The 13,463-nt window shown below is 64.9% G+C and carries 11 protein-coding genes and 1 tRNA gene; 8 read left to right on the forward strand and 4 right to left on the reverse strand.

Annotated features, from left to right (window positions below; genetic code table 11):
• Positions 1 to 10: 10 nt before the first annotated feature.
• The 7 genes from ACK8OU_RS04680 to ACK8OU_RS04710 all read left to right on the forward strand — a co-directional run bounded on the left by ACK8OU_RS04680 (position 11) and on the right by ACK8OU_RS04710 (position 7,680).
• On the forward strand, positions 11 to 997 hold the full coding sequence (locus ACK8OU_RS04680; protein ID WP_410302224.1) for a branched-chain amino acid ABC transporter permease: 987 nt from the start codon (positions 11 to 13) through the stop codon (positions 995 to 997).
• A gap of 118 nt (positions 998 to 1,115) precedes the next feature.
• The gene (locus ACK8OU_RS04685; protein ID WP_410302225.1) at positions 1,116 to 1,295 is read left to right on the forward strand and encodes a hypothetical protein; all 180 of its coding nucleotides are present in this window, start codon (positions 1,116 to 1,118) and stop codon (positions 1,293 to 1,295) included.
• 46 nt (positions 1,296 to 1,341) lie between these two features.
• Positions 1,342 to 2,418, forward strand: a complete 1,077-nt coding sequence (locus tag ACK8OU_RS04690; RefSeq protein ID WP_410302226.1) for a branched-chain amino acid ABC transporter permease — start codon at positions 1,342 to 1,344, stop codon at positions 2,416 to 2,418.
• Positions 2,419 to 2,495: 77 nt separating this feature from the next.
• Complete coding sequence (locus tag ACK8OU_RS04695; protein ID WP_410302227.1) at positions 2,496 to 3,779, forward strand: ABC transporter substrate-binding protein; 1,284 nt, start codon at positions 2,496 to 2,498, stop codon at positions 3,777 to 3,779.
• Between the two features lie 59 nt (positions 3,780 to 3,838).
• Positions 3,839 to 4,663 (forward strand): ABC transporter ATP-binding protein, encoded by an 825-nt coding sequence (locus ACK8OU_RS04700; protein WP_410302228.1) that lies wholly within the window; start codon positions 3,839 to 3,841, stop codon positions 4,661 to 4,663.
• Between the two features lie 78 nt (positions 4,664 to 4,741).
• The gene (locus ACK8OU_RS04705) at positions 4,742 to 5,962 is read left to right on the forward strand and encodes a phenylacetate--CoA ligase family protein (protein WP_410302229.1); all 1,221 of its coding nucleotides are present in this window, start codon (positions 4,742 to 4,744) and stop codon (positions 5,960 to 5,962) included.
• Positions 5,963 to 6,015: 53 nt separating this feature from the next.
• Positions 6,016 to 7,680, forward strand: a complete 1,665-nt coding sequence (locus ACK8OU_RS04710; protein ID WP_410302230.1) for a peptidoglycan-binding domain-containing protein — start codon at positions 6,016 to 6,018, stop codon at positions 7,678 to 7,680.
• 150 nt (positions 7,681 to 7,830) lie between these two features.
• On the opposite strand, the gene ykgO is transcribed toward ACK8OU_RS04710, so the two are convergent.
• Positions 7,831 to 7,956 carry a type B 50S ribosomal protein L36 gene (gene ykgO, locus ACK8OU_RS04715; protein WP_035712875.1) on the reverse strand — a complete coding sequence of 42 codons (126 nt, stop codon included), beginning with the start codon at positions 7,954 to 7,956 and terminating at the stop codon, positions 7,831 to 7,833.
• A gap of 70 nt (positions 7,957 to 8,026) precedes the next feature.
• Positions 8,027 to 8,101, reverse strand: a tRNA-Val gene (locus ACK8OU_RS04720).
• A 149-nt stretch (positions 8,102 to 8,250) separates the two neighbouring features.
• On the opposite strand from ACK8OU_RS04720, the gene ACK8OU_RS04725 reads away from it, so the two are divergent.
• Entirely contained in the window at positions 8,251 to 9,111 is an 861-nt protein-coding gene (locus tag ACK8OU_RS04725) for an N-formylglutamate amidohydrolase (RefSeq protein WP_410302231.1), read from the forward strand.
• A gap of 4 nt (positions 9,112 to 9,115) precedes the next feature.
• Here the strand turns inward: ACK8OU_RS04725 and ACK8OU_RS04730 are convergent, their stop codons facing one another.
• Together ACK8OU_RS04730 and clpB are read right to left on the reverse strand one after the other, a co-directional pair.
• Positions 9,116 to 10,378, reverse strand: coding sequence for a DNA polymerase IV (locus tag ACK8OU_RS04730; RefSeq protein WP_410302467.1), 1,263 nt, complete (start codon positions 10,376 to 10,378; stop codon positions 9,116 to 9,118).
• A gap of 189 nt (positions 10,379 to 10,567) precedes the next feature.
• On the reverse strand, positions 10,568 to 13,183 hold the full coding sequence (gene clpB, locus ACK8OU_RS04735) for an ATP-dependent chaperone ClpB (protein WP_410302232.1): 2,616 nt from the start codon (positions 13,181 to 13,183) through the stop codon (positions 10,568 to 10,570).
• Positions 13,184 to 13,463 lie beyond the last annotated feature (280 nt).

Consider the following 13,463-nt stretch of genomic DNA (forward strand, 5'->3'; position numbering starts at 1 on the left):
GGGGAAAAGGATGCCGGATCAACTGCTTTACGCCATGGAAGTCACGCTCAACGGTCTGATGGCCGGGGTGATGTATTCGTTGGTGGCCCTGGGTTTTGTGCTGATCTTCAAGGCCAGCGGCATCTTCAACTATGCGCAAGGGGTGCTGGCGCTGTTCGCGGCGCTGACGCTGGTGGGGCTGCAGAACGGGCAGATCCCCTTCGCGCATCTGATCAACGCGGCGCTGGGCACCAACCTGCACCATTTCGGCTGGAAACTGCCCGCGCTGTTGGCCATCGCACTGACCGCGCTGGTAATGGTGGGGCTGGCGATCCTGATCGAGAAACTGGTGCTGAAGCATCTGGTGAACCAGGCGCCGATCATCCTGTTCATGGCGACCATTGGCCTGGCCTATTTCCTGGAAGGCCTGGGCGACGTGATGTGGGGCGCGGATATCAAGAAGCTGGATGTCGGCCTGCCGCAGGGCATTTCGGAAACCGTCGAAAGCGTGACCGACGCCTGGTTCGGCTATGGCTTCTTCATCGACCGGCTGGATATCGTGGCGACCTTTGTGGCGATCCTGCTGGTGACCGCGCTGACGCTGTTTTCGCAGTATTCCAAGCAGGGCCGTGCACTGCGCGCGGTGGCCGACGACCATCAGGCCGCGCTGTCGGTGGGCATTTCGCTGCGCTTCATCTGGGTTCTGGTCTGGTCGATCGCGGGCTTTGTCGCGCTGGTGGCGGGCATCATGTGGGGCGCGAAATCGGGGGTTCAGTTCTCGTTGTCGCTGATCGCGCTCAAGGCGCTGCCGGTGCTGATGCTGGGCGGGTTCACATCTATCCCGGGCGCAATCGTCGGCGGCCTGATCATCGGGGTCGGCGAAAAGTTGTTCGAATTCTTCGCAGGTCCGATGATCGGCGGGGCGACGGAAAACTGGTTCGCCTATGTGCTGGCGCTTTTGTTCCTGGTGTTCAGGCCGCAGGGCCTGTTCGGCGAAAAAATCATTGAACGGGTGTAGGGCATGCGTCAATCTGCCACAGATCTGATCGCGAACGGGTTGGGAGGCCCGGGTCAGGGAAAAGGGACGCATGCGCGGCCCGCCATGGCCGCGCTGGAATCAGGGAGAGATTCTGGCCATGAAAACCTGTGCCATGATGTTCACGGTCGGCTGGGCCGCCGCGCTGGCCTTTGGCTGGCTGGCGCTGGCCGCGCCGCAGGGCGAACCCGTCAGCCTGCAGATGACCAACATTCTACTGGCCGCCACCGGCGCGGCAGCCGGGCTTTGGGCCTGGCTGCGGATCCGGCGCGGCTGCTAAGGGGGACGATCAGCCTTCCCCCGACCATCAACGGGGGGAGGGACTGATGTTCTACCGCGAAGCAGGTGATTTCAAGACGTCCTACCGCGAGGACAGTCAGACATTCCCCATCAAGTTCGACCGCTACCGCTATTACGCGGTTCTGGCGGTGGCTTTCGGGATCATCCCGTTCGTCATCAATGACTATTGGGCCAATGCGGTCTTCGTACCCTTCCTGATCTATTCGATCGCGGCGATCGGGCTGAACATCCTGACGGGCTATGCCGGCCAGGTCAGCCTGGGCACCGGCGGTTTCATGGCGGTGGGCGCCTATGCCTGCTACAAGCTGATGACCGCCTTCCCCGACATCAGCATCTTCATCCATGTGATCCTGGCGGGTGGCATCACCGCGGGCGTGGGCGTTCTGTTCGGCCTGCCCAGCCTGCGGATCAAGGGCTTCTACCTTGCGGTGGCGACGCTGGCGGCGCAGTTCTTTCTGGTCTGGCTGTTCAACAAGGTGCCGTGGTTCTACAACTATTCGGCCTCGGGGCAGATCACCGCGCCCGACCGCACGGTGCTGGGCTATTTCGTCACCGGCGCCCAGACCACGGCCACGGCGAAATACCTGTTCTGCCTGGTGATGCTGACGCTTGTGGCGGTGGTGGCGCGCAACCTGACGCGGGGCACCGTGGGGCGCAAGTGGATGGCGATCCGCGACATGGACATCGCGGCGGAAATCATCGGGGTGAACCCGCTGACCACCAAGCTGACCGCCTTCATGGTCAGTTCCTTCTTCATCGGCATCGCGGGCGCGCTGTTCTTTGCGGTCTATCTGGGCGCGGCCGAGGTGGGCGAGGCTTTCGGGATCCAGAAATCCTTTCTGATCCTGTTCATGGTCATCATCGGCGGGCTGGGATCCATCTTCGGCAGCTTTGCGGGCGCGGCCTTCCTGGTGCTGTTGCCGGTGCTTCTGAAAAACCTGCTGGTCGGTCAGCTGGGATGGCCCACGGACCTGGCCGCGCATATCGAGCTGATGATCGTGGGCGGGCTGATCGTCGTCTTCCTGATCGCCGAACCGCATGGGCTGGCGCAGCTGTGGCGCCTGGCCAAGGAAAAACTGCGCCTTTGGCCCTTCCCGCATTGATGTGGCGCGGGCATGACAATCGCAAGAACCGGAAAACCGGCAAGAAACCTGAATACGCTCTGGGAGGAGATCAACGTATGAAGAAGACATTCACCGCAATCGTGGCCGCGGCAATGACCGCCGCCGCCCCGGCGATGGCCGATCTGGTCATCCCCAACCTCAGCTATCGCACGGGTCCCTTCGCGGCGGGCGGTATCCCCTATGCCGATGGGTTCAACGATTACTTTACCCTGCTGAACGAACGTGACGGCGGCATCGGCGGGGAAAAGGTTCAGGTGCCGGAATGCGAAACCGCCTATAACACCGAAAAAGGCGTGGAATGCTATGAGGCGACCAAGGGCAATGGCGCGCTGGTCTACAACCCGCTGTCCACCGGCATCACCTATCAGCTGATCCCCAAGGTCTCGGCCGATGGTATTTCGCTGTATACGCCCGGCTATGGCCGGACCTCGGCGGCGAACGGCAAGGTGTTCGAATGGGTCTTCAACTATCCCGCGAACTACTGGGATGGCGCCAGCGTTGCGATCAAGCATCTGCTGGACCTGAACGGCGGCAGCCTTGAGGGGAAAAAGATCGCGCTGCTGTATCACAACTCGGCCTATGGCAAGGAACCAATCCGCACGCTGCAGGAGCTCTCGAAGAAGCATGGCTATGCCCTGACCGAGATCCCCGTTGACAGCCCCGGCCAGGAACAGAAATCGCAGTGGCTGCAGATCCGCCGCGACAAGCCCGATTACGTCCTGTTCTGGGGCTGGGGCGTGATGAACCAGGTTGCCGTTCAGGAAGCCGCCAACATCCGTTTCCCGATGGAAAATTTCATCGGCATCTGGTGGTCGGGGTCGGAAAACGACGTTCTTCCCGCGGGTGATGGCGCGAACGGCTACAAGTCGCTGGCGATGCATGGCACCGGGATGGACTATCCGGTCTATGAGGATCTGAAGAAATATGTGATCGACGCCGGCAAGGCCGCGGGCGCGGGCGATCAGGTCGGATCGGTGCTGTATTCGCGCGGCATGTATGCCGCGATGGTCATCGCCGAGGCCGCGCGCAAGGCGCAGGAACTGGCTGGCACCAGCGCCATCAATGCCGCCCAGATGCGCGACGGCTTTGAGGCGCTGGAGATCACCGAAGAGCGGATGGTCGAACTGGGGCTGCCGAACTTTGGCCAGCCTTTTGCGGCCAGCTGCGAAGATCACGGTGGCCCGGGCGCGGCGCTGATCCAGCAATGGGATGCCAGCGCCAGGAAGTGGAACCTGATCACCGGTTTCATCGCACCCGATGATGAGGTTCTGACCCCGCTGGTCCTGGAAGATTCGCAGGCCTATGCGAAGGAAGCCGGGATTTCCGAGCGCTGCAACTGACGCCATGGCCCCCGGCCTTGCCGGGCCGGGGGCATCCACCGAATTCAGGGGGTCCACCCATGCTTGACGCCACCCAGACAGATCAGACCCTGCTGGAGGTCAACAATATCGAGGTGATCTACAACCATGTGATCCTCGTGCTGAAAGGGGTCAGCCTTTCGGTCCCCAAGGGCGGGGTGACCGCGCTTCTGGGGGGCAACGGGGCAGGCAAGACCACCACGCTCAAGGCGATCTCGAACCTGCTGAAATCCGAACGCGGCGAGGTGACCAAGGGCACGATCCAGTATCGCGGGGAACGCGTGCAGGACATGTCGCCCGCCGATCTGGTGCGCAAGGGCGTCATCCAGGTGATGGAGGGGCGGCATTGCTTTGAACACCTGACGGTTGAGGAAAACCTGCTGACCGGCGCCTATACCCGCACGGATGGCCGCGCCGAAATCGCCCGCGATCTGGAAATGGTCTACAATTATTTCCCGCGTCTGAAGGAACGGCGCAAAAGCCAGGCGGGCTATACCTCGGGCGGGGAACAGCAGATGGTGGCGATGGGCCGCGCCCTGATGAGCCGGCCCGAAACGATCCTTCTGGATGAACCGTCCATGGGCCTTGCGCCGCAGCTGGTCGAACAGATCTTTGAAATCGTGAAGGCGGTGAACGAAGGCGAAGGCGTGACCTTCCTGCTGGCCGAGCAAAACACCAACGTGGCGCTGCGCTATGCCCATTACGGTTATATCCTGGAAAGCGGTCGCGTGGTGATGGATGGCCCCGCGCAGGCCTTGCGGGAAAACCCGGACGTCAAGGAATTCTACCTGGGCATGTCGGATGAAGGGCGCCGATCCTTCCGCGATGTGCGCAGCTATCGTCGCCGCAAACGCTGGCTGGCGTAAGGACAGGCACCGGAAACCGGATGAACATCGCCCTGCCCCCGCAGGGTGGCAGGGAGCGGGCACCCCCCGTATATTGCGATGAACCAGTATTTTGACGCATTGGAAACCCGATCCGCCGATGAACGCGCGGCGGCACTGGCGCGCGATCTGCCCGCCGCGATCGCCCGCGCGATGACTGCGCCGGGGATGGCCGCGCATCTGAAGGGCGCCGAAACGGCCGCGGTGACAGACCGTGCCGCGCTGGCCCGCCTGCCGGTGCTGCGCAAATCCGAACTGGGTGCGGCACAAAGGGCCAACGCCCCCTTTGGGGCCATGACCACCCGCCCCGCGCATGGCTTTGCCCACATCTTTCAGTCGCCAGGCCCGATCTATGAACCTGGCGGGCTGGACCATGACTGGTGGCGCATGGGACGGTTCCTGCACGCCTGCGGTGTGGGCCCGGGCGACATTGTGCAGAACTGCTTTGGCTATCACCTGACGCCCGCCGGCATGATCTTTGAATCGGGCGCGCGGGCGGTGGGTGCCGCCGTCTTGCCCGCCGGCACCGGCCAGACCGAGCTTCAGGTGCGCGCGGCGGTCGATGTGGGTACCACCGTCTACAGCGGTACCCCCGATTATCTGAAGATCATCCTCGACAAGGCCGAGGACATGGGCGAGCGGCTGCGCATTACCCGCGCGGCGGTGGGGGGCGGGGCGCTGTTCCCCAGCCTGCGCCAGGAATATGCCGACCGGGGTATCGCCACGCTGCAATGCTATGCCACTGCCGATCTGGGCAATATCGCCTATGAATCCCCCGCGATGGAGGGGATGATCGTCGACGAAGGCGTCATCGTGGAAATCGTGCGCCCCGGCACCGGCGATCCCGTCCCCGAAGGCGAGGTCGGCGAGGTCGTCGTGACCACGCTGAACCCCGATTACCCGCTGGTGCGCTTTGCCACCGGGGATCTGTCGGCGGTTCTGGCCGGGCCCTCGCCCTGCGGGCGGACCAATCTGCGTATCAAGGGCTGGATGGGCCGGGCCGATCAGACCACCAAGATCAAGGGTATGTTCGTACGCCCCGAACAGGTGGCAAGTTTTGTCGCCGCCCACCCCGAGGTGACGCGCGCCCGTGTCGTGGCCACCCGCACGGGTGAGATGGATGTGATGACCGTGCGGATCGAAACCCCGGCGGATCAGGCGGATCGCTATCAGGCGGGCGTCGTCTCGGCGTTGAAGATGAAGGGCGTGATCGAACTTGTCCCCGTCGGCAGCCTGCCCAATGACGGCAAGGTGATCGAGGACCTTCGCAAATACGATTAGGGGGAACCAGGCGGCCAGGTCTGACGTTTCGTCATCGGATGACGGAGGAGACCATGCGGAAAGTCCTGATGACAAGCGCGGCGCTGGCCGCCCTGGCCCTGCCTGCCGGTGCCGCCGATCTGGCGATGGTGCTGGCGAATGGCGACTATGAAACCCTGTCCGATCTGCGCGGCGGCACCGCGCCGGCCAGAGCGCGCGCGGCGCTGGAACGCGCGGGCTTTACCGTTCTGGCCGAAGATGACGCCGATGCAGGCGAAATCCGCGCGCGTCTGGCCCGGTTTGTAACCGACGCGCCGAAGGCGGATCGGATCGTCGTGGCGCTGGCGGGCCATTTCCGGCATTCGGACCGGGAAACCTGGTTCCTGCCCGTTGATGCCGAGACCGGCGATTTCAACGAATCTGTTACCCGTGGCTTGCCGCTTTCGGCGGTGCTGACGGTTCTTGCGGGCCATCCGGGGCAGGCGGTGCTGCTGCTGGGGGCCGAGGCGGTGCGCGATGCGCCGCGTGCGGCGGGCAGCTATCTGTTCGAAGGGGTCGGTTCGCTGGACATCCCGCAGGGGGTGACGGTTCTGTTGGGGACCCCGGTCGCCGTGGGCGAATATCTTGGCGGCGATCTGCTGCGCCCGGGCACCGCGATTGACACGGCTGCCGCCCGGGCCGATCTGCGCGCGGCGGGCTTTCTGCCCAAGGGTCATGTGCTGATCGCGGCGGCCCCCGCCCCCGGTGCCACATCCGTCCCGCCGCAGGCCCGCCCGGCGGATGCGGACCGCGCCTATTGGGATCTGGCGCAGCGTGAAAACACCGTTGCCGCCTATCAGCTGTATCTTGAGCGGTTCCCGCGTGGCGAACAGGCCCGCACCGCGCGCGAGCGAATCGCCGCGATCGAGGCCGAACCTGCCCGCGCCGCGAAGGCCGCGGAAGACGGGCTTGATCTGACCCGCGACCAGCGCCGGGAAGTGCAACAGAACCTGACCATCCTTGGCTATGATCCGAAAGGTGTGGACGGCATCTTCGGCCCCGCTTCCCGCGCGGCCATCGGTCGCTGGCAGGCGGCCGAAGGGTTTGACCCGTCGGGGTTCCTGTCGCGCGAACAGCTGATGCGTCTGGCCGCGCAGGGCGCGCGCCGCGCCGCCGAACTGGAAGCCGAGGCCGCCGAACGCCGGGCCGAACAAGAGCGTCAGGACCGGATGTATTGGGACGAAACAGGCGCCGCCGGGGATGAGGCGGGTCTGCGTGCCTATCTGAAGAAATATCCCGATGGTCTGTTCGCCGAACTGGCAACCGAACGCCTGGGCGTGTTCGAGGCCCAGCGACGGGATGCGGCCGCGGTCGAAGATCGCGCCGCCTGGGACCGCGCCGCGCGCGCGGATACGGTGGCAGCCTACCGCGACTATCTGGCCGGCCGGTCAGACCCGGCCTTCCGCGAAGAGGCCGAGGCCCGAATCGCCGTGCTGCAGGACGAAGCCGATGGCGCCGCAGATCTGGAACGCGCCCGCGCGACCGAAGATGCGCTGAACCTGCCGGGGCTGATGCGTACGCTGGTCGAAACCCGGTTGGCGCAGCTGGATCTGAAGCCGGGCCGGGCGGATGGTGTCTTTGATGACGATACGCGCCGTGCGATCCGGCGCTATCAGCAGGCGCGCAACCTGCCGGTCACAGGCTATCTGGATCAGGCAACGGTTGCGCAGCTTCTGGCCGGAAGCATTGGCCTGCGATGAGCGGCACAGGGCCAAGGGGGCAGGGGGGCTCTGCCCCCCTCGCGCGTGCCGCGCTCACCCCCCGGGATATTTTCGCAAAGCCGAAAGACAATGGAAAAGGCCGCGGCGGAAACCCGACACGGCCATTTTCCTGGTGCCTGCTGTGCGCTATCAGCCCTGACGGGCCTTGTAGCGACGCTGCGTCTTGTTGATCACATAGACGCGGCCCTTGCGGCGCACGATCTGGCAATCGCGGTGACGCTGCTTGAGCGAGCGGAGCGAGTTACGGACCTTCATCGGTCTTCTCCTATTCGCGGCGCGCGTGCGCCTTGAAACCTGAATGCCTCCGAAACGGAAGCGGTGAAAATGGTGGGCGGTACTGGGATCGAACCAGTGACCACTACGATGTCAACGTAGTGCTCTACCGCTGAGCTAACCGCCCACACCCGTCTGGCCCGCCGTATCCAAAAGAAAGGACGCGGGCGGGACCGCGTCGGTCTGGGGGTCTATAAAAGGAGTCGCGGGACCTTTCAAGGGGGTTTTGGCGGGAAATCAATCCAGTGTAGATTGGACCCGAGCCGAGGAGATACCATGGCCCAGAATGCAGCGCCGCCATTCCGTCTGTACTCGCCCGAACGGATTACGTCGGCGGTGGTTTTTGCGTCGCCGCACAGCGGGCGCGATTATCCCGCAGACCTGCTGCGGCGCACGGTGCTGGATGAACGCAGGCTTCGGTCCTCGGAAGATGCCTTTGTCGACCGGCTGCTTGAAGCCGCCCCGTTTCATGGTGCGGCCGTGCTTGCCGCGCAGGCGCCGCGGGCCTGGGTTGACCTGAACCGGGCCGCCGATGAACTGGACCCTGCCCTGATTGACGGGCTGCGTCCGGCCGCGCGCAGCCCGCGTGTCATGGCGGGGCTGGGGGTGATTCCACGCGTGGTGGCGGGGGGGCGGCAGATCTATTCCGGCAAGATCACCCTGGCCGAGGCGCAGGCGCGGCTGGATACGGTCTGGACCCCCTATCACCGGCATCTGTCAGAGCTTCTGGATGGGGTCGCCGCGCGGTTCGGTCAGGCGATTCTGATCGACGTGCATTCCATGCCCGGCGAAGCACTGGACGGGTTTGGTGCCGCGCGCCCGCATATTGTGCTGGGCGATCGATTCGGCGCGGCAGCGGCGGCGTGGGTCATGGATGGGGTCGAAGCCGCGTTTCGGGCCGAGGGTTTTCGGGTACGGCGCAATTCGCCCTTCGCCGGGGCTTATATGACGCAGGCTTATGGGCGCCCCGCGCGCAACCGCCATGTGATCCAGGTCGAAATCGACCGCGCGCTATATATGGACGAGGTGCAGATCCGGCCCGCGCCCACATTCCCTGCCTTTGCAAGGGGCTTTGAACGTGTCATCGGGCGAATTGCGCGCCTTGCCGGCGGGCAGAGCCGGATGGCTGCGGAATGACTGCTTAGTCACCCGCATCCCAGCCCCGCCCCTTGGCGATGGCATCGTGCCCGAATCGCGCCCGGATCCGGTCGATAGCGCGCTCGGCCCCGGCGCGGGCGCGGGCGCAGGGGTCCAGCAAGTCACCCACCGGGTCGCTGTCGGGCGTTGGGCAAAGCTCGGAATAGCCGATCCCGATCAGCCGGCAGGGACCGGGATCGAGGGCCGCCAGAAGGGCTGTGCCCGTGGTGAACAAGGTGTCGGCCAGTTGCGCGGGCTCTGTCAGCGCGCGCTGCCGGGTCCGGGCGGAAAAATCCTTGCGCCGCAGCTTCAGCGTGACCACGCGACCCGCAAGGCCCTTGGCTTTCATCCGGGCGGACACCTTTTCACACAGATGCCACAGCTGATCGCGCAGGGCCTCGGGGTCGGCAATGTCGCTGGCGAAGGTGGTTTCCGCCGACACCGATTTCATCGGCGCATCGGGTGAAACGCGACGATCATCCTGCCCATGCGCCAGGCGCCAGATCCGGTCGCCCTGGGCCCCGAACCGGCGCGCCATCGCGGTGCGGTCCTGACGACGGATGTCGGCAAGGCTGCGGATCCCGGCCTGCGCCAGTGCCGCCTGCGTCGCGGCCCCCACCCCCCACAGCAGGCTGGTCGGCTTGTCGCGCAGGAAATCCTCGGTATCGCCACGACCGATCACGGCAAAGCCGCGCGGTTTGTCCAGATCCGAGGCGATCTTGGCAAGGAACTTGTTGTGCGACAGCCCGATCGAAATGCTGACCCCGATCCCGGCTTCGATCCGCCGCGCCAGCCGCGCCAGGCTTAGCGCAGGGGGGGCGTGATGCAACCGCGCGGTGCCCGTCAGGTCCAGAAACGCCTCATCCAGCGACAGGGGTTCGATCAGCGGGCTCAGCGCCGCCATCATTGCGCGAATTTGGCGCGATACATCGGCATAATGCGTCATCCGGGGGTGGATCACCACCGCATCGGGGCAAATCTGACGGGCCTTGAACATCGGCATCGCCGAGCGAACCCCGGATATGCGCGCGACATAGCAGCAGGTGGACACCACCCCCCGCGCGCCGCCCCCCACGATCACCGGCCGTGCCGCCAGCGACGGATCATCGCGCTTTTCTACCGAGGCATAGAAGGCATCGCAATCCAGATGCGCGATCGAGAGATCGAACAATTCGGGATGCGCAACAATGCGCGGCCCCCGGCACTGCGGACAGCGCGGCGATGGGATTTCGTAAACAGCAAGGCAGTCGCGGCACAGGGCGGGCATGGCGGTCACCGGGTTCGTGGCGCAGATTACTCCCCCGCACGCCGCGTGGCGAGGGGCAAGTGCCTTTTGTCACGCCCCTTCGGCTTTGCGGAAATATCCCGGGGGAAGGCCGCAGGCCGTGGGGGCAGCGCCCCCATCTTCGGCCGCGAAGCCGGGGGCCGGGAAGGGTCACCCCCCCGGCCCGTGTTATCAATGCAGCGCCGCCCCGAAGGGTGCGTCTTGCGGGGCAACGGTCAGATGGTCACCGACAATCAGCCCCCCGGGCCCGGCTGTCACCGTCACGCTGTCGCCATCGCGTACCTTGCCGGCCAGAATCATTTCGGCCAGCGGGTCCTGCAGATGCCGCTGGATCACGCGCTTCAGGGGGCGGGCCCCGAAGACCGGATCATAACCCTGATCCGCCAGCCATTTGCGCGCCGCATCGTCCAGATCCAGCGTGATCTTGCGCGCTGCCAGCCGTTTTTCCAGTCGCCGCAGCTGGATGGTCACGATGCCGTCCATGTTGTCGCGCGTCAGCCGGTCGAAGATGATCGTCTCATCCAGCCGGTTCAGGAACTCGGGGCGGAAATGCGCCCGCACCGCTTCCATCACCTGCGCCCGCGCGGCACCGCTGTCACTGCCCTCGGGTAACTGGCTCAGCGCCTGCGACCCAAGGTTTGAGGTCAGCACGATCAGCGTCTGCTTGAAATCGACCGTGCGGCCCTGGCCATCGGTCAGCACCCCGTCATCAAGCACCTGCAACAGCACGTTGAACACGTCGGGATGGGCCTTTTCCACCTCATCGAACAGCACGACCTGATAGGGTCGGCGCCGCACGGCTTCGGTCAGCACACCGCCCTCATCATAGCCGACATAGCCCGGCGGCGCACCGATCAGCCGGGCCACCGCGTGTTTTTCCATGAATTCCGACATGTCGATGCGGACCATCGCGGTGTCGTCGTCGAACAGATATTCGGCGACCGCCTTGGTCAGTTCGGTTTTGCCCACGCCGGTGGGGCCCAGGAACAGGAACGACCCCAGCGGGCGGTTTTCATCGTTCAGGCCCGCGCGCGCGCGGCGCACGGCGTTCGACACAGCGACCACCGCCTGACGCTGGCCGATGACCCGCTTGCCAAGCTCTTCCTCCATCTTCAGCAGCTTCTCGCGCTCACCTTCCAGCATCTTCGAGGTGGGGATGCCGGTCCAGCGTTCCACCACCTCGGCGATTTGTTCGGGGCGCACGGCCTCTTCGACCATCAGCGCGTCTTCCTGTGCCTCGGCCGCGGCCAGCTGCTTTTCCAGCCCCGGAATGACGCCATAGGACAACTCACCCGCGCGGGCCAGATTGCCTTCGCGCTTGGCCTGGTCCAGTTCGGCGCGGGCGCGGTCCAGCTGTTCCTTCAGGCCGCGCGCGGATTCGAGCTTGTCGCGCTCGGCCTGCCATTTCGCCGTCATCTCGGCGCTGCGCTGCTGCAGGTCGGACAGCTCTCTTTCCAGTTTTTCCAGCCGGTCCTTCGAGGCGGCATCGTCTTCTTTCTTCAGCGCCTCGGCTTCGATCTGCAACTGCAGGATCTGGCGGTCCAGCTGGTCCAGTTCTTCGGGCTTGCTGTCCACCTCCATCCGCAGGCGGCTGGCAGCCTCATCCACAAGGTCGATCGCCTTGTCGGGCAGGAAGCGGTCGGTGATGTAGCGATGCGACAGCGTTGCCGCCGCCACCAGCGCGCTGTCGGAAATGCGCACGCCGTGGTGAAGCTCATACTTCTCCTTGATGCCACGCAGGATCGAGATGGTATCCTCGACCGTCGGTTCCTCGACCATCACCGGCTGGAACCGGCGGGCCAGGGCCGCGTCCTTTTCGACGTATTTTCGGTATTCATCCAGCGTAGTCGCGCCGACGCAGTGCAACTCGCCGCGCGCCAGCGCCGGTTTGATCAGGTTGGCGGCATCCATCGCGCCATCGGTCTTGCCTGCGCCGACAAGGGTGTGCATTTCGTCGATGAACAGGATGACCTCGCCCGCGGCGGCCTCGATTTCCTTCAGGATCGCCTTCAGCCGTTCCTCGAACTCGCCGCGGTATTTCGCACCCGCGATCAGCGCGCCCATGTCCAGCGCCAGAAGGCGCTTGTTGCGCAAGGATTCGGGCACGTCACCATCGATGATGCGCAGCGCAAGGCCTTCGGCGATTGCGGTCTTGCCCACGCCGGGTTCGCCGATCAGAACCGGGTTGTTCTTGGTGCGGCGGCTCAGCACCTGCATGGTGCGGCGGATTTCCTCATCCCGACCGATGATCGGGTCGATCTTGCCGTTCTCGGCGGCCTCGGTCAGGTCGCGGGCGTATTTCTTCAGCGCGTCATAGCCTTCCTCGGCGCTGGCGCTGTCGGCGGTGCGGCCCTTGCGGATGTCATTGATTGCTGTGTTGAGCTTTTGTGCGGTCACCGCGCCCGCATCCAGCGCGTCCTTGGCGCGGGTGTTGACCACCGCCAGCGCCATCAGGATGCGTTCGACCGGCACGAAGCTGTCGCCCGCCTTCCTGGCGATCTTTTCCGCCTCGTCCAGCACGCGGACCAGCGATTGTTCAACGTAAACCTGCCCGTCCCCGCCGGACACTTTCGGCAGTTTCGACACCGCCAGATCAACCGCTTCGGTCACGCGGGCGGGTTCGCCCCCGGCGCGGCGGATCAGGTTGGCCGACAGCCCCTGATCGTCATCCATCAGCGCCTTCAGAAGATGTTCGGGGACCACGCGCTGATGTCCCTCACGCATTGCGATGGTCTGGGCGGCCTGCAGGAACCCACGCGACCGTTCCGTGAACTTTTCCATGTTCATCGGGTTCTCCTTCCATGAAGCCCCCGGCGCAGGCCGCCCGTCATGGCGCGGCCCCTTCCGGGTCTTGATCCAGAGTTGGGCGCGCCATTCGCGTGGTTCAAGGGGCAGGTCGTGCCGCCGGCGGGGAAAAATTCGTGTGTTTGCGCGTGGCTTTGGAAACCCTGTCGCAACCTTTGGCGTCCTGTCCCTGGTCATCCCGAGCGGGGATTTGCACATGATTCTGTGCCATACGGCCATGGCCGCACCGTACAGGTCGGGCCGCATGCCCAGCTGCCCCGCG

It is taken from the genome of Pontitalea aquivivens, from assembly GCF_046507575.1.
GTDB lineage: Bacteria > Pseudomonadota > Alphaproteobacteria > Rhodobacterales > Rhodobacteraceae > Pontitalea > Pontitalea aquivivens.